The organism is Moraxella sp. E33BD (assembly GCF_041807865.1).
GTDB lineage: Bacteria > Pseudomonadota > Gammaproteobacteria > Pseudomonadales > Moraxellaceae > Moraxella > Moraxella haemolytica.
On sequence record NZ_JBGTZD010000004.1, the window covers coordinates 119,620 to 141,628 of the forward strand.

The window sequence follows — 22,009 nt, forward strand, 5'->3', positions numbered from 1 at the left end:
AGGAGAATTTATGAAAACTAATAACACAATTCGTCTGTCTGCACTATCTGCATTAGCACTTGCCATGACGGCGTGTAGCACCATTCCAAAGCAGGCGGATACGATGGTTGCTAAGCATAATTTGGCGATTGATAAGTCTTATCAAGTGCTAGACGCACAAACCACCAGTTTGGCAGAAGCACCAAGCGTAGCCGCCATGCGTTGGCAGGATTTTTATGCAGATGATAAACTAAAATCGTTAATTGAGATGGGTCTAAATAACAACAAAGACCTTCAAAAAGCCTTGCTAGCCATTCAAAGCTCTCGTGCTCAGTATCAAATCACCACCGCCGATGGTGTGCCCAAGCTGGGGGTGTCAGGTGGGGTGAATCGTTCGGCAAATGCTGCCGACCGCAATGCCAGTAGTGGCTATAATGTCAATCTTGCCATGCCAGGTTATGAGATTGACCTGTGGGGCAAGATTGCCAATGCTAAAGATGCGGCACTACATAATTATCTGGCGACCAATTCTGCCAAAGATGCGGTGCAGATTTCTTTGATTTCTAGTATTGCCCAAAGCTATGTTAATCTAAGTTATGCCTTAGCTCAGCGTCATCTTGCCCTAGAGACGCTAAAAACTCGTGAGCATTCACTAGATATTACTAATAAACGCTTTGCTGCAGGGATTGACGCTCGGTCCCCAAGCTTGCAAGCAGAGGCATCGCTAGAGGCAGCCAAACTTGCCATCTACCAAGCAGATACCGGCATTTTGCAAGCACGCAACGCCTTGCAGCTACTTTTGGGGGCACCGATTCCTGATGAGTTGATGCCTGACATGGCGGTGGATAACATCACAACTCAATCGCTCTTTAGTGCAGGTCTGCCAAGCGAGCTTTTGTATTATCGTCCCGATGTGGTGCAAGCAGAGCATCTCCTAAAGGCAGCGGGAGCTAACATTAATGTCGCTCGTGCTGCTTATTTTCCTTCAATTAGTCTGACGGGCAATTTGGGATTTAGCTCAGCAAGCCTAAGTGATTTATTAAAATCAACTGCCTTTGGTTGGTCGGTTGGTCCATCAATCAACTTGCCGATTTTTGATGCAGGAATACGCCGTGTTAACTACCAGATGGCGGAAGTTGCCCAAAAAAGTGCATTGGTGTCTTATGAAAAAGCCATTCAGACTGCCTTTAAGGAGGTGGGCGATGTATTGGCAGCTCGTGCAACTTTAGGTAGGCAGTTAGAGTCGCAATATAAGCTACAAAGCAATTACCAACAAACTTACAAAATTGCTCATGCACGCTTTCGCTCGGGACTAGATGATTATCTAAGTGTGTTAGATGCTGAGCGTTCACTGTTTGCCAATCAGCAAAATATCTTAAACCTAGAATTGCAAAAAATTCTAAGTCAGATTCAGCTGTATCAAGCCTTAGGTGGTGGTGCAACCTTGACAGCCGAACAGATTGCTGGCATTGAAAAACAGCGTCAAATCATGCGTGCAATGGCATCGACCGCAAGTGTCGAACAACCACAAGACGAGCCTGTCAAGGTAACTAAAATCATACAAGTGGTACAACCTGCACCAAACAATGATAAGGTTAAGCCTGTTACACAACAGGTGGATACGCCTTAGTGTGCCAAGCTCCCACTTTTTGTTATTTTGACAAAACATTGACAATAAAAAACGCTCATTGCTTGATGAGCGTTTTTTATTTTTTGATTAAAATGAATTAAGTACATTGTAGGGCAGCTAAACAATGGGTTTTCTGCGATAAAATAAAATGCCAGGAATGGACAATCCAAGCACTAAGGCTGAGATGATAAAAATTGCTTCAAAAAAATACTGCATCATGGTAATAAATAGCGTCATATCAAAACCAAAATAACCGATTTGTACCATGCTTACCATCGCTTTATAAGCGGCAATACCAGGCATTAAACAAATCACACTTGGCACAATCAATGCCTTTGGCGGTAGGCGAAATCGTTGAGCAAACCACACGCCTGCAAAACTGGCAAACATTGAACCAAAGAAAGTTGCCACCGCCAAATGAATGCCAAAATCCACCATTAGGCTTTTTGTGCCAAAACCTAGGACAGTCATGAACAGGCAATAAACAATATAACGACTGGGCAAGGTAAGCATCAAGCACCAGCCAAGCGTGATAACACATGATAACAAAATATCGGAAATGAGCCACATCATAGCCCCCAATGTGGAATTTGTAATAAAATTAAAGCAATCACTATGCCAACGCACGCTGATAAGGTCAACATACTGGCAAACATCCACCTGCCTACACCCATATTAATGTAGCCTTTTAGAATATCCGACAAGGCATTAATGATGGGGAAACTTGGTACGAGCAAAAGCACGCTGGCAGCAACAGCAATATCAGCCTTATCGCCAAGACTTACCAAACCATTTAAATCTAAAAAGTACGCCGACGCTCCCAATAGCGTGGCAACAAAAGCGGTGATGATGACCACAACAAAAGGGTTGAAATGATGAGCGGATAAGTATAAGCGTATTCGCATGGCACAAAATCCAGCCACCAAAGTAATGGTAGCAATCACCAGATTGCCACCATTTAGATAAGCAAAGCACGCACAAGAAAAACCTACAAAAAGCGACATCAGGGCATTGGGGTAGGTGGTTCGGTCAATGCTGTTTAGCTGTTTTTCAACTTCGTCAATCAAAGTTTCGTTTTTGGTGGCGGATTCGGCATACATGACAATCTGCTGAATCTGCACCAAGATGCTAACATTGATGCCTTGATGAATGGTGTTTCTAGCGGTGGTGATACAGCGACCATTGTATAGCGTGGTTAAGGTTACGGCATTAAAAGACAAAGCACATTCCACGCCACCCACACCCAAAGACACGCCGAGTCGTTTTGTTAAGTCAACCACCACCGCCGATTCTCCACCGTATTGCATGAATAGCAATGCACATCGTACGCATAATCTGGTGATGCGTTGTTGTTCTTCATAGCTGATATAGGGTAGTCTGCGGGGCTTGCTTTCGCTAACGATAGGCATGAGTGTGATGGATTTGTTGGTTATGTTTTGGTTGTATTTGTCGGTGTATTGTAAAGCTAAACGACAAAAAAAGCATCATGATGGCACAATTTTTAAGAAAATTTTTCAAAAACGCTGTAGAAAATATTGCAAAAGCCCTAAAGGGTGCTATAATCACTAAACACTCCCTTTTTTATTTGTAATTTTTACGATCAAAAACTCTAAGGAATACTCATGAATATGGCAACCAACCCAGGTAAATTATGGATAGATGGTACGATTGTCGAGCAACCAGATGCGAAAGTCCATGTTTTGACGCACAGCCTGCATTATGGTTTGGCGGTGTTTGAAGGTGTGCGTGCTTATCAGACACCTGATGGGCGTACTGCGATTTTTCGCCTACATGAGCATACCGAAAGACTACTAAACTCCGCCAAAATCTTTCAGCTAAATGTGCCCTATGACCATGATACGCTAGTACAAGCCCAAAAAGATGTGGTTCGTGAAAGCGGTTTATCAGCAGCGTATATCCGTCCGTTGATTTGGGTGGGTTCTGAAAAATTGGGCATCGCAGCCAAAGACAATACCATTCATGCCGCTGTTGCTGCTTGGCATTGGGGTGCGTATTTGGGCGAAGATGGTATCAAAAATGGTATCCGTGCTAAAACTTCAAGTTATACGCATCATCATCCAAATGTTACCATGTGTAAAGCAAAAGCTGCCGCTAACTATCCTGTATCTATTTTAGCCAATCAAGAGGCGACCAAAGCTGGCTATGATGAAGCCATCTTGATGGACCCATTGGGCTATGTATGTCAAGGTTCTGGTGAAAATCTATTCTTAGTAAAAAATGGTGAGTTACACACACCTGATTTAGCAGGTGGTGCATTAGACGGTATTACTCGCCGTACGATTATCCATTTTGCCAATGATTTGGGTATTAAGGTAATAGAAAGACGCATTACTCGTGATGAGTTTTATTTAGCCGATGAAATTTTCATGACAGGCACGGCTGCTGAAGTTACGCCGATTCGTGAATATGATGACCGAGTGATTGGTAATGGCTCTCGTGGTGAAATCACCGAAAAACTACAAACGCTTTATTTTGATGTTGTGCAAGGTCGCAACGAGCAATACAAGCATTGGCTGTCATTTGTTGATGAATAATCGGTTGAATATCAATAAAAGAGGCGGGCTTCATACCGTCTTTTTTATTTGTATTAGCATGAAAACGAGTGATGAAAATTGTGTTATCATAGAGATATGTTGATTTGATGATTGATAAAAAGGTGTAAGTATGACAATTTTGGATGATAATTGGCAGTCTGATGCCCTAGACCCATCTTTAGGATTTTTTGAACAAACTTTGGCGGTAAGAGGTGGTTATCACCGTACGGACGAAGGTGAACATAGTGAGGCGATTTTTGCTACCAGTAGCTATGTCTATGCGTCTGCCAAAGATGCCGCCGACCATTTTAACGGTAACAAAAAGGGCAATGTGTATTCTCGCCATACCAACCCAACTGTGCGAGCCTTTGAACGCAGACTTGCTTTGTTAGAAAATGGCGAACGGTGTGTTGCGACTGCCAGTGGCATGGGGGCGATTTTGACAATGTGCCTTGCTTATCTTCAAGCAGGCGACCATTTATTGTGTGCCAAGCAATTGTTCGGTTCATCGGTGGCTTTGTTTGACACTTATTTTAAAGGCTTTGGTGTAGAGGTATCTTATGTGGATTGCTTTGATACTGACGCTTGGAAAGGTGCCATACAGCCTAATACTAAGGTTTGTTATCTTGAAAGCCCAAGCAATCCTTTGGCTCAGATTGCTGATATTACTAAGATTGCTAAAATCGCCCATGAAAATGGGGCATTGCTCATCGTGGATAACTGTTTTGGCACCCCAGTCATTCAAAAGCCTTTGGAGCTAGGGGCGGATATCGTCATTCATTCGGCATCTAAATACATAGATGGTCAAGGACGGGTTTTGGGAGGTGCATTGGTTGGTTCTGAGACACTCATGGAAAAAGCCTTTGGTGTGGTGCGTACTGGTGGCATAAGTTTATCTCCCTTTAATGCGTGGGTGTTACTAAAAGGTCTAGAAACCTTGTCCATTCGCATGAAAACCCACTGCGAGAATGCAAACCGTGTGGCGGAGTTTTTAAATCAACACCCAAAAGTAGCCAAGGTGCATTTTTCAGGACTTTCTAATCATCCTTCGCATGAAGTTGCCAAACGCCAGCATACGGCTTTAAGTGGCGTTGGAGGTGGCGAAATACAAGGAGCGTTTGGAGCGATTATTGGTTTTGAGGTGGCAGGTCAGCATGAAGCATGGCATATCATTGATAGCACAAGAATGATTAGTATCACCAATAACTTAGGCGATGCTAAGACCACCATTACCCATCCTGCCACCACTACTCATTTTCGCATGACTCCCGAGCAACGGCTGGAAGCAGGCGTGAATGATGGGCTGATACGCTTATCGGTAGGGCTTGAAAGTGTAGAGGATATTATCAAGGATTTGGCACGAGGATTAGACAGCCTGTAATATGGCCAAAATTTGATGTTAAAATTGATGTTTTTAGGTAATTTTTCGTTTATTGGATAAAAGAAGTCGGCAATGAGTTTTCTTAATAAGTTATTTAAAAGAAATAATCATAATGATTCCATCGCTAATGTCAGAAAGTCAATCAACCATGACACACAAGCAGAGCATGACAAGGCGGTGGCATTGTATGATAAAGCAACTATGCATTATCAGCAGGGCAGCCATGAGCAGGCGGCGGAACTGCTCATGGCTGCGGCGGCATTAGGCTTGGCGGACGCACAGCGTAGCTTGGGTGTCATGCACTGTCAGGGTATGGGTGTACGGCAGGACTATGAAAAGGGGCATGAGTTGTTCATGAAGTCTGCCGAACAGGGCAATATCAAGGCTTATCATAATTTGGGTGTGATGTATTATCATGGTTTTGGGGTAACGCAAAATTATCAAACAGCATTTTCTTGGTATGAAAAAGCTGCTAGCAGCGATTATGCTGAATCTTGTCATAATATCGCACTCATGTATGAGTATGGCGTTGGCGTACCAACCAATGATGATGAAGCGGTTAAGTGGCACAAAAAAGCAGGCGAACTTGGTATGGTGCTGTCTTATTTAAACTTGGGTAATTTGTACTGCGTGGGTCGTGGCGTTCCCCAAGATTATGCAGAAGCCATGGAGTGTTTTAAAAAATCAGCGATGGGCGGTATTCCAGAAGCCAGCTACAATTTGGCAGTACATTATCAGCGAGGCGAGGGTATTACTCAGGATTTGGCGGCAGCTTTTGATCATTTTAAAGAGGCGGCCGAGTCTGACTTTGCCCCTGCCATGCACCAATTGGCACTGTGTTACCTAGATGGTCAGGGTATAAAAAAAGATGAGCAAAAAGGAAAAGAATGGCTACAAAAGGCGGCGACCCAAGACCATGAACCATCCATTAGCTTATTAAACAGACTGTCTGCCGATGGTAAATAGCTAGTCTGATGAATGGTAAAGATTAGCCGATTGCTTTTTTGGGCGATTGGGGTGATTGCTAATATTTGTGATTAAAAAACCATGCGAACTCAGGTTTTTTATGTTAAAATTATCGGCAGATTTTTACTACATAATGTGTTTTTTATAAAAAATAATACTATATATTGATTTAAGTCCTATTAATTCAATAAGTTAACGAATTTTAAGACTCTTATTTGATTTATTTTGGAAAAAATATCATGCAATATTCTATTTTTTGTCAAACGAAAAACGATGTTTTAACCGAGCCAATGTTTTTTGGGCAACCGGTGAATGTCGCCAGATATGACCAACAAAAACATCCAATTTTTGAACAGCTGATTGAAAAACAGTTGTCATTCTTTTGGCGACCAGAAGAGATTGATGTCAGCCGAGATCGCATTGATTTTGCTAATTTATCTGTACATGAACAACACATTTTCCTATCAAATCTAAAATACCAGACTTTGCTTGACAGCATACAGGGTCGCAGTCCTAATGTGGTGCTATTGCCTTTGGTGTCCATCCCTGAGCTTGAGACTTGGATTGAAACATGGTCATTTAGTGAGACAATTCACAGTCGCAGTTATACACACATCATTCGCAATGTGGTTAATGACCCATCAGTGATTTTTGATGACATCATGGATAATGAGCATATTCTTGCTCGTGCTGAAGATATTGCCAAATATTATGATGAGCTGTATGAGCTATCAAATTATTACAATATGTTTGGTATGGGTACGCACATCATCAATGGCAAGCAGGTAACGGTGGATTTTAAAGACCTTAAAAAGAAACTTTATCTGTGTTTGATGGCGGTAAATGTGTTAGAAGCCATTCGTTTCTATGTGTCTTTTGCTTGTTCATTTGCCTTTGCAGAGCGAAAACTGATGGAGGGCAATGCTAAGATTATCAAGATGATTGCTCGTGATGAAGCACTACATCTAAATGGTACTCAGCACATGATTAACCTAATGCAGATGGGTCGTGATGACCCTGAGATGGTAGAGATTGCTCAAGAGTGTAAAGATGAAGCGATTGCTATTTTCCGTACTGCTGCCGAACAAGAAAAAGGCTGGGCGGACTATTTATTCAAAGACGGTTCGATGATTGGTCTGAATAAAGACATTCTATGCCAGTATATTGAGTTTATCACCAATACACGCATGGCATCAATCGGACTGCCTGCCATCTTTGAAGTCAAGTCCAACCCAATTCCTTGGATTAACGCATGGCTATCATCAGATAATGTACAGGTTGCTCCGCAAGAGACTGAAATCACTACTTATTTGGTGGGTCAGATTGATTCGGATTTAGATGATGTTGATTTGGATGACTTTGAGCTATGATGCTCATCGGTTAATGATTGCCAATCAAGAAATAATATCGCTTTAACTTTTGGGTAAGACAAGGTATAACATGGGCTGGGTATTCACCGATGAAATGCGATTTTATCTGCACGAGAACGAAACCTTGTTAGAAGGCATGAAACGAACAGGGCATCAGACGGTGCGGTTTGAATGTCAGCGTGGCTATTGTGGTTCTTGTAAGATGCGTATCACGGCAAAGACAGGGGATATTAAGACCATTGGAAAACCCATCGCCATGCTTGATGATGATGAGGTGCTCGCCTGTTGCTGTCAAGCGACAGGCAGTATTTGTGTTACTTATGCCCAAAAATCCGATCAAGAACAACTAAGTTTATTTGAGGATAAGCAGACAAATAGTCGTACAAATGTATGGCTTGTGATTTGATAGATGCTAGGTTAGCCAAGATGGGCTAAAATACTCAAATGGTATATTTACAAATCCATATCTGCGTTCACAATAAAAACACCCCAAAGGTTGTCTAACTTTTGGGGTGTGGTTCAAAAAGGGCGGTATTTTTATTTTACAGATGGTTATTTTTTGGTATTTCTAGCAGAGCTTTACCGAAAGGTCGGTATGCTCATCCATCTCATAAGGTGCCCCTGCACGACCAACAATCAGTGGGTCAATATTGCCAATTTGTGCAGCGTCTTTATTTTCGTAATTTAGTTTGTTTAGGACATAACGCATGGCATTGAGGCGAGCACGCTTTTTGCAGTCAGATTTGATGACAATCCAAGGCGACTCTGCAGTGTCAGTATTAAAGAACATGGCTTCTTTTGCAAGGGTATAATCATCCCACTTGTTTAAAGATGCTTTGTCCACAGGTGAAAGTTTCCATTGTTTTAATGGGTCATTTTCACGACTGGCAAAGCGTGCTTTTTGCTCTTCACGAGAAACTGAGAACCAAAATTTCACAAGCTGAACGCCAGATTCAATCAAATGTTTTTCAAATTCAGGCACTTGACGCATGAAAGTTTGGTATTCATGGTCTGTACAAAAACCCATCACACGCTCAACCACAGCACGGTTATACCAAGAACGGTCAAATAATACAATCTCTCCTGCGGTTGGTAGGTGCTGTACATAACGCTGGAAGTACCATTGTCCTTTTTCTTGCTCGGTTGGTTTTTCTAGGGCGACCACACGAGCACCACGAGGATTTAGATGTTCCATGAATCGCTTGATGGTACCACCTTTACCTGCTGCATCACGACCTTCAAACAAGATAATCAGTCTTTGTCCTGTGGCTTTGACATGGTGTTGTAGCTTTAATAGTTCAATTTGTAGTTTGTACTTTTGGGATTCGTAGTTTTTACGGCTCAAACGATGCTTGTAAGGGTAACCGCCTTCACGCCAGTTGTCTGATAGCTGGGTGTCTTTGGATTTGTCTGTGCGTACCTGTTGAACAACTTGTGTAGCAGGTAGATAGTCGCTCAAAAGTTGCCCAAGCTCTGCCAAATCATCAGGTGATGCGTGAGTTAGTAGCTCTTCTAGCTGTGCGGCGGTGCTTGGCATGGTTTGTGTTTTTGGGGTAGTGCGACGAGTTTTGGGTTGTTGAGTGGCTTTGCTATCGCTTGTCATGGCATACTCCTAAGATAATTGTGGAATTATGTTTGTATCTTATCATGTTATGATGGCGGTAACAATTTATTTCATCTGATGAATATACGCAAAATCCTAATAAATACCATGAATGTATTTTGTAAGTTCATGGTATTTATATTTTTAGGTTTAAGTGATGTTGTTATTCTTGAGATATGGGGTGATGAGTGTCTGGCTGTTAGTGCGTGCATCTAACGAGACCAGTAGGGTGTAGGCACCGATAAATTTTCGACTGATGAACATCATCTCTTTGGGCGGCAGGCTAAACTCTAGTGAGGTCATGCCATCTTTGGCACAACTCATCACTCGATGATATAGCTGACTATTCGCCCATAGATAACAGCCTTTGTTATCTAGAAACTGAGCTGAGAGGTGCTTGGCATCAGAAAAAGGTTCGCACGCTAACAAGAAAACCTTTGCCATGTCTTCTTTGGGTTTGTCTTTTAGTTTGTCAAAAAAATCATAGCCTTGCATGGCATTCATCATCATATCTTTATTCTGATGGTATCCTGCAGTCATTAGATTTTTGGCAAGATGTAATAAATGCTCATCAAACTGCTTGACCGCCCCAAAGTCAAGCAAGACAAGTTTATCAGCCCCATCGTCATCAATTTTTACCAAATAGTTGCCAAAATTGGGGTCGGTTTGCATTTCTCCCCATTCAAACAGCTCACGCATGACGATATCAAGTGCTACACCACCCAAAGCATCTTTGCGAGCCTGAGGCAGTGCATTGACCAACTTATGATTGAGTGGTACGCCAGTCTCAAAACTCATGCAAATAAGCCGTTTGGTGCTATAGTTATCATAGATGGTTGGAACGATATAGCGTGCGTCATCGGATAGATGATTGGCAAATCGCTTGGTGGTGGTAGCTTCAGTATGATAATCAACTTCGGTTTGTAGTAGCTCTTTGATTTCTAAGAACCAATCATCTAACGCTTTGGTTTGTGGGACGGCATTGGTAATTTTTAGTAGTTGCTTAAAGATGGCAAGGTCGGAGTCAATTGCACCCGCGACATTAGGATACTGCACTTTTAAAGCGACGGTGCGACCACTGTATTTGTGTACGGCTTTGTGTACTTGAGCTAGGCTTGCTGTGCCAATTGGTGTGCGTTCAATCTCAAAATCATGCACTCGTTCGCCAAGTTCTGCTTTTAGGGCATCATAAATGATGTGCCATGACAACGGGGTGGTATTGGCATCTAAGGTATGTAGGGCATCGATGACTTCTTTGGGTAAAAAATGTTCGCCGTACAAAGCAAGCATCTGCCCAATTTTAACCACCGAGCCTTTTAACTTGCCAAGCTCGCTAACCAGATAGTTAGCCTGTTCTTTTAATAGGGTGTGTTTTTGTATTTCTTTGGCTTCTTTACTCAAGAACAGCCCTGAAACACCGCTTTTTGCCCAGTTTGCACCAATATTCAAAGAAGTTTTAGCGATGGATAGGCGGCGTTGCATGAGTGTGGTTTTTAGCTGATTGATTGGCTTGGTCATGGTATTAAAATTGCTTTTGTTTGAGATTTTATGGTAAAAAATTGCCCATATTATATCAAAAATTCAAGCACAAAAGAGACTTTATGTGCAATTCGTACAGCCATTTTGTCTAATCTTGGTACAAAAAACCCTTTGATTACTCAAAGGGCTAAAAATTAGCGACTGATGGCTCGCCAACCAATATCACGGCGGTATTGCTTGCCACTAAAGTCAATCTCTTTACAGCCTTGTAGGGCTTTGGTTTGAGCATCTTTGATGGTGTCTGCAAGGGCGGTTACGCACAGCACACGCCCACCGTCAGTTACGATTTGGTCACCATCTTGTTTTGTGCCCGCATGAAATACTTTGACATCATCAATGCAAACATCTAGACCGGTAATAACATCACCCTTTGAGCTGGATTCTGGATACCCTTGACTTGCCAAAACCACGCCTAAGGCGACTTTGTCCGACCATTTAGCCTCGCTTGGTAAATTACCCTCAATTCCTGCCATAATCAGCTCAACCAATGAGCTTTCAAGGCGTGCCATGATGGGCTGTGTCTCAGGGTCGCCAAAGCGACAGTTAAACTCAATCACATAAGGGTCGCTATTCTCATCAATCATGAGACCTGCGTATAAAAAACCTGTATAAGGAGTGCCATTTGCTTTCATGGCGTTCACGATAGGGCAAATGACACGGGCGATGACCTTGTCATGCACTTCTTTTGTAACGATAGAGGCAGGACTGTATGCACCCATGCCACCTGTATTTGCTCCCGTATCGCCTTCAAAGATGCGTTTATGGTCTTGGCTGGTTGCCATGGGCAGGATATTATCCCCATCAATCATACAGATAAAAGAAGCCTCTTCACCTTTTAAAAATTCTTCAATCACCACACGACTGCCCGCCTCACCAAACTTATTGCCTGACAGCATATCATCAATGGCATCAAACGCCTCTTGTTCGCTCATGGCGACAATAACACCTTTGCCTGCAGCCAGTCCGTCTGCTTTAATGACAATCGGTGCACCTTTGGCACGAACAAAATCTTTGGCGGCGGAGATTTGGGTAAATACCTCATAAAAAGCGGTTGGAATTCCAACCTTTTTCATAAAATCCTTAGCAAAGGCTTTTGAACCTTCTAGTTGAGCACAATATTGAGTAGGGCCCCAAACTTTAATGTTTGCTTGGCGTAGCTCATCAACAATCCCTGCCACAAGTGGTGCTTCAGGACCAACAAGTACAAATGCCACTTCATGTGTGCGACAAAAATCAATCACGGCGGTATGATTGCTGACATCTAAATCAACATTTTCAATTTTGTTCTCAAGAGCGGTGCCAGCATTGCCTTTGGCAACAAAAACTTTGGCGACTTTTGCATCTTTGGCACATGCCCATGCCAATGCGTGTTCACGACCGCCTGTACCGAGTACAAGAATGTTCATAAGGTTTTCCTAAATCAATAAAAAGGCTAAAACTGAAAAATCACACTAATGAAAATATCAAAACTTTTAATAAAATGGCTTTCTGTAACTTTAAGAATTTAACATAAATCACGCCGACAATCAAACAAATAACAGCAATCACACAAAGAATAAGTCAATTTAAAAGTAATGATTTAGATGGCGTGAATAAAAATAAAGGTGGATTAGGACTGTTTTTTGGTATTGCTAATGAATGCTCTAATTACCCAAACCAAACACTTTTACAAACTGTTATTTGACTAATATTTCAAATGCCAAGCCATCAAGACTGGCGATAACTTTATCGCCTGTTTTAAGCTGACTTACGCCCTTTGGTGTACCTGTCATGATTATATCGCCTGCGTTCAAGCCATACAGTGTATCAAGATAATCCACCAGATACTCAAAAGAATACATCATTTTATTGGTGTCATCATCTTGGCGAATCTCATCATTGACGGTCAGTGATAGGTGGTAGGTTTTGTTGATGAATGGCTGAAAATCGCTGAGCCAACAGGCATTTTTAAAGCCTTTGGCTTTGGTCCAAGGTAGCCCCTTTTCTTTGCAGATTGCCTGCACATCTCGTGCGGTCAAATCAAGACCGACCGCCACGCCGATAATTTGTTTATCATCGCCGATTAGGAGTACTAACTCAACTTCATGATGAATGCTATTAGAAAAATCAGGCAAGCTTAGGGTGTTACCCGCCACGATGCTACTGGTCGGCTTTAAAAAGACAACGGGTTCATCAGGCATGGCATTGCCAAGCTCGTGAATGTGTTCGACATAGCTACGACCGATGCAGTAGATATTGTTGATGGTGTGGGTTTGGTTATTTAAAGTGATGGTGGGCATGGGTTTGGTCTTGGTCTTTTGTGTGTTGATGGTGGTTTGTTCAGCTGGTGCGTTTACCTGCATGATTGGGATATCGGCATTATAAAGTTCGTTATTAAAAATATCAATCCTACTTGTCTTATTTATTCATCATCTTGACAATGATGGCTAATAACACTGACCAAATAAGGGTGGTAATAAGGTGGGATATCATGCCCCATGCCATCAATGAGCTTGAAGGTGGCGTTTGGAATAACCTTTGCCAAAAATCTACCATGACTTGGAGTGAGCAGTCCGTCCTTACTACCGTGGAGAATGAGCGTTTTGGCACGGATTTGCTTACTAAAACGCAGTATTGAGCCTGATGCCAAGATGGCGTTGAGTTGTTGGGCGACACCCAATGGATGAAAATTTCTTTGATAGCGTTTTTCGGCAATGGCTCTAGTGCCTTTAATGTCAAGATGACCGGGGCTGCCGACAGCAGTCATGAACCAGACGCTATGACGCACCATATCACGCTCAGAATGACTCTCAGGGCGACGCACAAAAGTCATGAATTGCTTGGGATTGGGCGGTCTAAAAAAAGCTTTGTTGCTGGTGCTAAACATCAAGATAAGATTGTTGATATATTTTGGGTAGCGTGCGGCGACAATTTGGGCAATCATGCCACCCATTGACGCACCTACCAAATTGACTTTATCAAATTTTAAGGTCTTGATGAGTCTGGCGACATCTTCTGCCATGTCGGTTAAAGTATAGGCAACAGGCTCTTGACGGTTTGATAATCCTACTTGGACTTTTAGCATCATTTTTAAGGGATTTACCTTAGGTAGTCCGTCAATGCGAATTTTGCTAGACAGGCCTGTATCACGATTGTCAAAGCGAATGACAAAAAAACCTGCATCAATGAACTGTTTTAATAGCTTATCTGACCAAAACATCATCTGCGAGCCAAGCCCTGCAATAAAAATCATTGCAGGGTGCTTAGGGTTGCCCCCAGCTTCTACACACAGTTTCATGCCCTCACCAATATCAACGATGCCTTGATATAAATAAGGCGATAAATCAGACGGTTGCCAGTCTATCGCCCCAAACTTCTGCCACGATTCTGGCACTGGCATGGACTGTGTGCAAGGTGAGAGATTCATTAGATTTCTACCATCTCAAAGTCGGCTTTAGTAACGCCACACTCTGGGCAAGTCCAGTCATCTGGAATGTCTTCCCAGCGAGTACCAGGTGCAAGACCTTCTTCGGGGCAACCAAGCTCTTCATCATAAATCCAGCCACAGACTATACATTGATATTTTTTCATAAATTACCTTCAATCATGTTTGCCCATCAGATTTTACCGATTGGTCATCAATGTGGGCGAAAATCAGTTTAAAAAACTGTGCTTAGTTTACATATGTATCTATTTTTTGCAAGTTAAATTTGTAAAAAGTTGTGATGAACTGTTAATAATAGGGCTTTAATTTTCCCAAAACAGCCTTACTATACTATAATATCTCATCTTAACCATCACAATAAGCCAACTGACAATCATACATTATGCGAATTCCAGACATCAAAAATACCAACAGACAAGAACGCCACTTAAATCAACTTGCCAAACAACTACAAGAGAACGCTGAATTGACAGGTGTGAATGTCTCTGGCACACAGATTAGTAGCCAAGCGTTTGACTTGGTGAGTGAGTATGAGCCGGCAGGCGACCAACCAAATGCCATTAAAAGTTTGGTTGATGGTATACGAGAGAATAAAAAAGAACAGCTTTTGTTGGGCGTAACAGGTTCGGGCAAAACCTATACGATGGCAAAAGTCATTGCCGAGCTTGGGCGACCTGCCATTATCATGGCACACAATAAGACGCTGGCAGCTCAGCTGTACGGTGAGTTTAAGGCATTTTTTCCGCATAATGCGGTGGAATATTTTGTGAGTTATTATGACTATTATCAGCCTGAAGCTTATGTGCCTGCGTCCAATACTTTTATTGAGAAAGATTCAGCAATCAATGACCATATTGACCAGATGCGGTTGTCTGCCACTCGTGCGTTACTTGAACGCCGTGATGCCATTATTGTAGCATCTGTGTCTGCCATCTATGGATTGGGCGATCCAGAAAGCTATTTAAAAATGCTACTGCACATTGTGGTAGGAGACATGGTTGATCGCACCGCACTCATTAAACGATTGGTTGAGCTACAATATGAACGCAACGAACTTGATTTTGGGCGAGGCACTTATCGCATTCGTGGTGAGACGCTTGATATTTATCCTGCCGAGAGTGAAAGTTTGGCGGTACGCATTGAGATGTTTGATGATGAGGTGGAAAAAATCGTTTGGTTTGACCCTTTGACAGGTAAAAATGTCCGCACCGCACCACGCATCACCATTTATCCAAAGTCGCACTATGTTACGCCACGAGAAAAGCTAGAAGCGGCTAGTGAGACCATCAAGGCTGAACTTGCTGATCGGTTGGAATATTTTCGAGCTAATGATAAGCTGATTGAAGCACAACGCATCAAAGAACGCACACAGTACGACCTAGAGATGATTCAACAGTTAGGCTACTGTAATGGCATTGAAAACTATTCACGCCACTTATCAGGACGACCAGCAGGACTGGCACCGCCAACCTTATTTGATTATGTGCCTGATGATGCACTGCTTTTCATTGATGAAAGCCATGTTACTGTACCGCAGATTGGGGCAATGTACAAAGGTGATCGCAGTCGAAAAGAGACACTGGTGAATTACGGTTTTCGTCTGCCATCAGCGATGGATAATCGCCCGATGAAATTTGAAGAATGGGAGCGATTAAAGCCCTATACCATCTATGTGTCTGCCACGCCTGCCGCCTATGAATTGGAGCGAAGCGAGCAGGTGGTTGAGCAAGTGGTGCGTCCAACAGGACTGATTGACCCTGTGCTTGAGATTTGTCCTGTGCTGACTCAAGTGGATGATGTGCTTGGTGAGATTAATCTGCGTAAACCGCTTAATGAAAGGGTGCTTATTACAACCTTAACCAAACGCATGGCAGAGGACTTGACCAGTTACCTAAAAGAGTATGGCATTAAAGTTGCTTATTTGCATTCGGATATAGACACCGTTGAACGCATGAAGATTATCCATGAATTGCGTACTGGTGTGCATGATGTGCTGGTTGGGATTAACCTGCTTCGTGAAGGTTTGGATATGCCTGAGGTGAGTTTGGTGGCGATATTTGATGCAGACAAAGAGGGTTTTTTGCGTTCGGAGCGTTCTTTAATTCAGACCATTGGTCGTGCAGCACGCCACATTAACGGCAAGGCGATTTTATATGCAGACAGCATTACGCCAAGTATGCAAAAGGCCATTGAGGAAACCGAACGCCGTAGAGCCAAGCAAATCGCCTTTAACGAAGCACATGGCATCATACCAAAATCTGCCCATCGTGCCATCACCGATAAAATTGATACAGGTGAAGAAGAGATAGCAGGTAGTGTCATCATCAATAAAGCAGTGATTGCAGGTGTGGATGAAGAGATTTTAAGGCGACCAGAGCTGATTGCTAAAGAAATATCCCGCCTTGAAAAACAGATGAAGGCATTATCTGGTGAGTTAAAATTTGAAGAGGCGGCACGAGTGCGTGATCAAGTGTTGGCATTAAAGGATTTTTTGGTCAAACAAGGATGATGACTGCTTATTTGAATAAAAGTTTGGTTCATAAAAAAATACAAGAACTTTAATGGGTGTAAAGCCAGTAACTTACGCCATTTTATAAAGCTCAACAAATCAATCAATACTAAAAAATAGGCTGTATGTTCGTTTGCATTGATTAAGCAATGCTTTTGTATAAAAAAGCTTTAAAAATAGAGCTGTAACACCCATAAAATGCATCAAAAGTGTGATAAATCCATCAAAAATTTATTGATTGTTTCTACCAATTAAGATACAATAAAAGTGAAAAGTTTAGAACCGTTACGAAAGATGCGTAATGAGAAACTTGGCAAAAGGGCTTGCAACATTTGCGAGCCTTTTTATATTTTTAACCACATTCTAGTTGGAGATGAGCCATGAAATTACAACACATCGCACTTGCTTTGTTATCTGCCATGACAACTGTCGCTGTCGCTGCCCCTGCTGGTACTTGGACTATCGGTGCAGGTGTTGCCCATGTTGATCCTAAAAGCAATCCTGATCCTAAAAGCAATCCTGATGATAAATTTGATATCAGGGGCTTGACGGTTGATAAAGACATTCGCCCAAGCGTTACTTTTGAATACTTTCCTGTAAAAAATGTAGGTGTTGAGTTATTGGCTGCTGCACCGTTTCATCATGACATCAATATCAACAACCAATATGCAGGCAAAACTCAGCAACTACCTCCAACATTGTCATTGCAATACCACTTTGATAATGGAGGTAAGGTTGTGCCATTTATCGGTGCAGGCGTGAACTACACTACTTTCTTTAAAGAGCGTCTACACAATCCACAAGCTGATTTGAAAATTGGCGATAGTTGGGGTGCGGCAGGTCATGTAGGTGTTGATTTTAAATTTACCGACCGTGATGCTGTGCGTCTAGATGCTCGCTATATCGACCTAAAAACCAATGTTAAGGTTAATGGCAATAGCGTTGGTGAGCTTAACCTAAGCCCATGGGTGTATGGCGTTTCATTTGTCAAAACATTCTAATGCTTTAGAATTAAAAGCTAATAAAAAACAAAAAAAGCTGATAATGTAAATTATCAGCTTTTTTTGGCTAAATATCAGATAATGCTCACCGAGCTTGTGTTGTAATTTGGCAGATTGGGCATAATATGCTACATTAGCTCACGCAATCACTAACATCTTAGTGATGACATCACTACATGACTTATTGTCAATATACACCAATAGTAGCCCTTAGATATAATCATGAACCTTGAAACTCATCCCTTATCGCCATTTTTACCGCCTAATGCCAAAGTATTGATGTTGGGTAGTTTTCCACCACCACGCATCCGCTGGAAGATGGATTTTTATTATCCGAATTTTAATAATGATATGTGGCGAATTATGGGGCTTGTATTTTTTAATGATAAGGATTTTTTTATTGATGTGGTCAATAAATCATTTCATCAGGAGGTGATTGAGCGGTTTTTGATGGATAAAGGGATTGCTATTTTTGATGTGGCAAGGACGATAGTGCGATTAAAGGATAATGCGTCCGATGCGTTCTTAAAAGTGGTGGAAAAAGTTGATGTGGCAGAGCTACTTAAGCAAATGCCAGCTTGTACGCACATCATTACTACAGGTGAGAGGTCAAGTGAAGTTTTATTGTCCGATTTTGGTATCAAGCCACCTAAAATCGGACAATCGGTACAATTAACCATCGCAAAAAGAACGGTGTATTTACATCGCTTACCATCATCATCACGAGCCTATCCGTTGGCACTCACCAAAAAAGCAGCTTATTATCAAGCGGTCTTTGCTGGTATCTTTTATGATGAATATGAATTGGCGTAGCTATTGATTTAAAGGGGGTTGGCGGCGGTCATGAGTGCGATATCAAGCGAGGGTGGCTTGGTTTGAATTTTTCTTGTGTTTTGTCATCAATGCCAGTGAGAATATGCTACAATAGATAAGATAAAAGATAGCATATGTTTGCCAAATTTGTGGCTATCAATATTTTACAATTATTTGGAGTAAGTCATGACCCAAGCAAGTGCAAAAAAACCGCATGTATTGATGATTTTAGATGGTGTTGGACACCGCACTGACCCACGAGATAACGCTGTAGCTGCTGCAAATACGCCAAATCTTGATGAGCTGATGGCAACTTGTCCGACAGGTTTTATCTCAGGTTCAGGTCTTGATGTGGGGTTGCCTGATGGTCAGTTTGGCAATTCAGAAGTGGGGCATATGAATTTGGGTGCAGGTCGCATCTTATTTCAAGACTCAACTCGTATCATGAATGACATCAATACAGGTGATTTTTTTAAGAACGAAGTGCTGGTGAATGCTGTCAAGGCAGCCAATGATGCTGAAGGTGCGGTGCATATCTTGGGTCTGCTGTCTGATGGTGGTGTGCACGCACACATTGAGCATATGCAAGCAGCGGTGCGTATGGCATTGGAGCAAGGGGCGTTGCAGGTTTTCGTACATGGCTTTACTGATGGCAGGGATACGCCGCCAAAGTCTGCTGATACATATGTAGCAAGTTTTGAGCAGTTTTTGAGCAAAGTTAATGATGAGTTTGAAGGTGAGGCAAAAATCGCCAGCTTGATTGGTCGTTTCTACTCTATGGATAGAGATAAGCGTTGGGATAGAGTGCAAGCAGCATATGAGCTATTGACCCAAGCAGCGGCAGTTCGTGAAGCTCAGTCAGCATCTCAAGCGATTGAGCTTGCCTATGCTGCTGATGAGACAGATGAATTTATCCAAGCGACCATGATTGATGACAATGGCGTGATTTGTGATAATGATGCTATTATCTTTATGAATTTTCGTGCTGACCGTGCCAGAGAGATTTCTCAAGCGTTTTTGAATGCAGATTTTGATGGTTTTGCTCGTAAAGTTGCTCCAGAATTATCTGCCTATGTCATGCTGACCAAATATTCTGATGAATTGGAAAATAATCAAAAAACCACCATCGCCTATTATCCAGCCAGTCTTGCAAACACCATGGGCGAATATCTACAAAATCAAGGCAAAACTCAGTTGCGTATCGCTGAAACAGAAAAATATCCCCATGTTAGCTTCTTTTTTAGCGGTGGTCGTGAAGAGCTGTACAAGGGCGAACAGCGTATTTTGGTCAATAGCCCAAATGTCAAGACTTATGATTTAAAGCCAGAAATGAGTGCGTATGAAATCACTGACAAGCTAAAAGCCGCCATAGAATCTGGCGATTTTGATGTGATTGTTATCAACTATGCCAATGGCGATATGGTTGGGCATACAGGTGTTTTTGAGGCGGCAGTTAAGGCAGTTGAGGCGGTTGATGAGTGTATTGGTATCATTACCCAAAGTGTTCGTGATGTTGGCGGTGAGATGCTGATTACCGCTGATCATGGTAACTGTGAGCAGATGCAAGACTATGAAAGTGGTCAAGTGCATACTCAGCATACCACAGAGCTTGTGCCGTTCATTTATGTGGGCAATCAATCCATGCGTGTGCGTGAGGGTGGTAGACTGTGCGATGTGTCGCCAACCATTTTGCATTTGATGGGATTGCCAAAGCCTGTTGAGATGACAGGCGAGAGTCTTTTGATTGCAGTTTAAAGAAAAAAGATGGTGAATATGCAAGATTTCGCTATGAATAAACTTGTGGCTGCGATGGCACTTTTTCTAATGGTAGCGTCGCCCGCATCAGCAGAAGTGCAGTGGAATAAGCCTATCGCTAAGATGGCAAGTCTATTGGGCATTAATAAGCCATCGGACAGCATACCGACCGACCCTAACTCTTTGCCAAACACACCAGTCCAAGATAATCTTGATGGTGTGCAAGACGCAGTTGAGCTTGACGCATTAGACAGTAAGCCCAATGTACTGCATGGTATTGATGGTCTGCATCAAGGGAGAGTGCCACTGAATGCGATTTTACCTAAGACCTTAAAGACTTTTGTGTCAGTGGTGGATTTAATTCGCCGTGAATATCCTGAGGCAACGACAGATGACGAGCTATTTTATCACGCCATCAATGGCATGCTGACGAAAATTGATAGCCATGCTGAGTTTTTGGATGCCAAAGCGTTTGGTAGTTTGCAATCATTCACAACAGGTAAGGTAGCGGATATTGGCATTGAAGTATCTTGGCAGGAGTCAGTAGGGCATTGGGTGATTACGCAAGTTGCATCAGGGTCAAGTGCTGACCAAGCTAATATGGCGGTAGGCGATTATCTGCACAAAATTGGCGAGGTGCGTCTGTCTGGTAGTCAAAGCCAAAACGATGTTGCACAACTATTAAATGGCATTCAAGGAACGAAAGTAGATGTTACTTTCTCTAAGTCAGGTCGTTCTAAACTGACCAAAACCATAGAGCGGACGCACAGTACTGAGTCGAATATTGAAACGCTAGTAAAAGATGGTGTGGTGATTGTCAAACTGCCTGTTTTTCAGAGCAACACTCGTGAACAGATTTTAAATGGTGTAGCAGCGGTCAATGTGCCTGTTCAAGGCATGATTATTGATGTGCGAAACAATCCAGGTGGTGTACTTGAATCAGCAGTTGATGTGGCATCCTTATTCATGCGTAATCAAATCGTTACTCAAGTTGAAGGTAGAGAAGGTATTGAGCGAGTCATGCACACCACAGGTGCTCCACTGCTTGATGAAATACCGCTTATCATTCTGCAAAATCGCTATTCGGCTTCGGCTGCTGAAGTGCTTGCCAGTAGTCTAAAAACCCAAAAGCGAGCATTGATTGTTGGTGAGACCAGTTATGGTAAAGGTTCGGTTCAGTCGGTCGTGCCTATTGGCGATAACCAAGCGGTAAAAATTACCACCGCTCATTACCTGACTGCAAATGGTGAGAAGATTGACAAAGTGGGTGTAAAAGCTGATGTTGGCTTTGATGTCAATACCAGTCAAAGCCAAAATGTGCATTCATCAACTGATGAGTGGATGGACAGGGCGTTATCTCTCATGCAAGAGGGTAAACTTGATAGCGGAGTGGAATTTTCCCCTGTAGGTGGGTTCTAAGCCCCTAAATCATAAAACAAAGCGTTACCCCAAAAAAACTGTATTTGGTTTGGGTGGGGTTGAGT

Annotated in this window: 19 protein-coding genes; 11 read left to right on the plus strand and 8 right to left on the minus strand. The window is 42.4% G+C overall.

Annotated elements, in window-relative coordinates; translation table 11 throughout:
* Positions 1-10 precede the first annotated feature (10 nt).
* A complete protein-coding gene (locus ACERC6_RS03500; protein WP_373628566.1) occupies positions 11-1,609 on the plus strand; it encodes an efflux transporter outer membrane subunit in 1,599 nt (532 codons plus the stop codon).
* Positions 1,610-1,726: 117 nt separating this feature from the next.
* On the opposite strand, the gene ACERC6_RS03505 is transcribed toward ACERC6_RS03500, so the two are convergent.
* Complete coding sequence (locus tag ACERC6_RS03505; protein ID WP_284672866.1) at positions 1,727-2,179, minus strand: threonine/serine exporter family protein; 453 nt, start codon at positions 2,177-2,179, stop codon at positions 1,727-1,729.
* Positions 2,179-3,018 (minus strand): threonine/serine exporter ThrE family protein, encoded by an 840-nt coding sequence (locus ACERC6_RS03510; protein ID WP_373628567.1) that lies wholly within the window; start codon positions 3,016-3,018, stop codon positions 2,179-2,181. The genes ACERC6_RS03505 and ACERC6_RS03510 overlap by 1 nt, the downstream gene beginning before the upstream one ends.
* A 213-nt stretch (positions 3,019-3,231) precedes the next feature.
* On the opposite strand from ACERC6_RS03510, the gene ACERC6_RS03515 reads away from it, so the two are divergent.
* The 5 genes from ACERC6_RS03515 to ACERC6_RS03535 all read left to right on the plus strand — a co-directional run bounded on the left by ACERC6_RS03515 (position 3,232) and on the right by ACERC6_RS03535 (position 8,287).
* Positions 3,232-4,164 (plus strand): branched-chain amino acid transaminase, encoded by a 933-nt coding sequence (locus ACERC6_RS03515; protein WP_373628568.1) that lies wholly within the window; start codon positions 3,232-3,234, stop codon positions 4,162-4,164.
* A 130-nt stretch (positions 4,165-4,294) separates the two neighbouring features.
* Positions 4,295-5,545: an O-succinylhomoserine sulfhydrylase gene (locus tag ACERC6_RS03520; RefSeq protein WP_284672863.1), complete on the plus strand. Its 1,251-nt coding sequence runs from the start codon at positions 4,295-4,297 to the stop codon at positions 5,543-5,545.
* Between the two features lie 72 nt (positions 5,546-5,617).
* Positions 5,618-6,511 carry a tetratricopeptide repeat protein gene (locus ACERC6_RS03525; RefSeq protein ID WP_373628569.1) on the plus strand — a complete coding sequence of 298 codons (894 nt, stop codon included), beginning with the start codon at positions 5,618-5,620 and terminating at the stop codon, positions 6,509-6,511.
* A gap of 239 nt (positions 6,512-6,750) precedes the next feature.
* Positions 6,751-7,881 (plus strand): class Ia ribonucleoside-diphosphate reductase subunit beta, encoded by a 1,131-nt coding sequence (nrdB, locus tag ACERC6_RS03530; protein WP_373628570.1) that lies wholly within the window; start codon positions 6,751-6,753, stop codon positions 7,879-7,881.
* A gap of 70 nt (positions 7,882-7,951) precedes the next feature.
* Positions 7,952-8,287, plus strand: a complete 336-nt coding sequence (locus ACERC6_RS03535) for a 2Fe-2S iron-sulfur cluster-binding protein (protein ID WP_373628571.1) — start codon at positions 7,952-7,954, stop codon at positions 8,285-8,287.
* Between the two features lie 162 nt (positions 8,288-8,449).
* Here ACERC6_RS03535 and ppk2 read toward each other — a convergent pair whose 3' ends face one another.
* The 6 genes from ppk2 to ACERC6_RS03565 all read right to left on the minus strand — a co-directional run bounded on the left by ppk2 (position 8,450) and on the right by ACERC6_RS03565 (position 14,593).
* The gene (ppk2, locus tag ACERC6_RS03540) at positions 8,450-9,484 is read right to left on the minus strand and encodes a polyphosphate kinase 2 (RefSeq protein ID WP_284672859.1); all 1,035 of its coding nucleotides are present in this window, start codon (positions 9,482-9,484) and stop codon (positions 8,450-8,452) included.
* A gap of 150 nt (positions 9,485-9,634) precedes the next feature.
* Entirely contained in the window at positions 9,635-11,002 is a 1,368-nt protein-coding gene (locus ACERC6_RS03545; RefSeq protein ID WP_373628572.1) for an ABC1 kinase family protein, read from the minus strand.
* Between the two features lie 155 nt (positions 11,003-11,157).
* A complete protein-coding gene (gene purD, locus ACERC6_RS03550) occupies positions 11,158-12,429 on the minus strand; it encodes a phosphoribosylamine--glycine ligase (RefSeq protein ID WP_373628573.1) in 1,272 nt (423 codons plus the stop codon).
* 270 nt (positions 12,430-12,699) lie between these two features.
* Positions 12,700-13,365, minus strand: a complete 666-nt coding sequence (locus tag ACERC6_RS03555; RefSeq protein WP_284672856.1) for a fumarylacetoacetate hydrolase family protein — start codon at positions 13,363-13,365, stop codon at positions 12,700-12,702.
* A gap of 59 nt (positions 13,366-13,424) precedes the next feature.
* Positions 13,425-14,429, minus strand: coding sequence for an alpha/beta fold hydrolase (locus tag ACERC6_RS03560; protein WP_284672855.1), 1,005 nt, complete (start codon positions 14,427-14,429; stop codon positions 13,425-13,427).
* On the minus strand, positions 14,429-14,593 hold the full coding sequence (locus ACERC6_RS03565) for a rubredoxin (protein ID WP_284672854.1): 165 nt from the start codon (positions 14,591-14,593) through the stop codon (positions 14,429-14,431). The genes ACERC6_RS03560 and ACERC6_RS03565 overlap by 1 nt, the downstream gene beginning before the upstream one ends.
* Positions 14,594-14,829: 236 nt before the next feature.
* Between ACERC6_RS03565 and uvrB the strand changes: the two genes are divergently transcribed.
* The 5 genes from uvrB to ACERC6_RS03590 all read left to right on the plus strand — a co-directional run bounded on the left by uvrB (position 14,830) and on the right by ACERC6_RS03590 (position 21,944).
* The gene (gene uvrB / locus ACERC6_RS03570; protein WP_373628574.1) at positions 14,830-16,956 is read left to right on the plus strand and encodes an excinuclease ABC subunit UvrB; all 2,127 of its coding nucleotides are present in this window, start codon (positions 14,830-14,832) and stop codon (positions 16,954-16,956) included.
* 380 nt (positions 16,957-17,336) lie between these two features.
* Positions 17,337-17,957 carry an OmpW family protein gene (locus tag ACERC6_RS03575; protein ID WP_373628575.1) on the plus strand — a complete coding sequence of 207 codons (621 nt, stop codon included), beginning with the start codon at positions 17,337-17,339 and terminating at the stop codon, positions 17,955-17,957.
* Positions 17,958-18,179: 222 nt separating this feature from the next.
* Positions 18,180-18,770: a uracil-DNA glycosylase family protein gene (locus ACERC6_RS03580; protein ID WP_284672851.1), complete on the plus strand. Its 591-nt coding sequence runs from the start codon at positions 18,180-18,182 to the stop codon at positions 18,768-18,770.
* A 186-nt stretch (positions 18,771-18,956) separates the two neighbouring features.
* On the plus strand, positions 18,957-20,525 hold the full coding sequence (gpmI, locus tag ACERC6_RS03585; RefSeq protein ID WP_373628576.1) for a 2,3-bisphosphoglycerate-independent phosphoglycerate mutase: 1,569 nt from the start codon (positions 18,957-18,959) through the stop codon (positions 20,523-20,525).
* Between the two features lie 18 nt (positions 20,526-20,543).
* Complete coding sequence (locus ACERC6_RS03590; protein WP_284672849.1) at positions 20,544-21,944, plus strand: S41 family peptidase; 1,401 nt, start codon at positions 20,544-20,546, stop codon at positions 21,942-21,944.
* The last annotated feature ends 65 nt before the right edge of the window (positions 21,945-22,009 follow it).

Coding starts and splice junctions, on each gene's coding strand:
- ACERC6_RS03500 (WP_373628566.1), top strand. CDS start 11: ATGAAAACTAATAACACAATTCGTCTGTCTGCACTATCTGCATTAGCA.
- ACERC6_RS03505 (WP_284672866.1), bottom strand. CDS start 2,179: ATGTGGCTCATTTCCGATATTTTGTTATCATGTGTTATCACGCTTGGC.
- ACERC6_RS03510 (WP_373628567.1), bottom strand. CDS start 3,018: ATGCCTATCGTTAGCGAAAGCAAGCCCCGCAGACTACCCTATATCAGC.
- ACERC6_RS03515 (WP_373628568.1), top strand. CDS start 3,232: ATGAATATGGCAACCAACCCAGGTAAATTATGGATAGATGGTACGATT.
- ACERC6_RS03520 (WP_284672863.1), top strand. CDS start 4,295: ATGACAATTTTGGATGATAATTGGCAGTCTGATGCCCTAGACCCATCT.
- ACERC6_RS03525 (WP_373628569.1), top strand. CDS start 5,618: ATGAGTTTTCTTAATAAGTTATTTAAAAGAAATAATCATAATGATTCC.
- nrdB (WP_373628570.1), top strand. CDS start 6,751: ATGCAATATTCTATTTTTTGTCAAACGAAAAACGATGTTTTAACCGAG.
- ACERC6_RS03535 (WP_373628571.1), top strand. CDS start 7,952: ATGGGCTGGGTATTCACCGATGAAATGCGATTTTATCTGCACGAGAAC.
- ppk2 (WP_284672859.1), bottom strand. CDS start 9,484: ATGACAAGCGATAGCAAAGCCACTCAACAACCCAAAACTCGTCGCACT.
- ACERC6_RS03545 (WP_373628572.1), bottom strand. CDS start 11,002: ATGACCAAGCCAATCAATCAGCTAAAAACCACACTCATGCAACGCCGC.
- purD (WP_373628573.1), bottom strand. CDS start 12,429: ATGAACATTCTTGTACTCGGTACAGGCGGTCGTGAACACGCATTGGCA.
- ACERC6_RS03555 (WP_284672856.1), bottom strand. CDS start 13,365: ATGCAGGTAAACGCACCAGCTGAACAAACCACCATCAACACACAAAAG.
- ACERC6_RS03560 (WP_284672855.1), bottom strand. CDS start 14,429: ATGAATCTCTCACCTTGCACACAGTCCATGCCAGTGCCAGAATCGTGG.
- ACERC6_RS03565 (WP_284672854.1), bottom strand. CDS start 14,593: ATGAAAAAATATCAATGTATAGTCTGTGGCTGGATTTATGATGAAGAG.
- uvrB (WP_373628574.1), top strand. CDS start 14,830: ATGCGAATTCCAGACATCAAAAATACCAACAGACAAGAACGCCACTTA.
- ACERC6_RS03575 (WP_373628575.1), top strand. CDS start 17,337: ATGAAATTACAACACATCGCACTTGCTTTGTTATCTGCCATGACAACT.
- ACERC6_RS03580 (WP_284672851.1), top strand. CDS start 18,180: ATGAACCTTGAAACTCATCCCTTATCGCCATTTTTACCGCCTAATGCC.
- gpmI (WP_373628576.1), top strand. CDS start 18,957: ATGACCCAAGCAAGTGCAAAAAAACCGCATGTATTGATGATTTTAGAT.
- ACERC6_RS03590 (WP_284672849.1), top strand. CDS start 20,544: ATGCAAGATTTCGCTATGAATAAACTTGTGGCTGCGATGGCACTTTTT.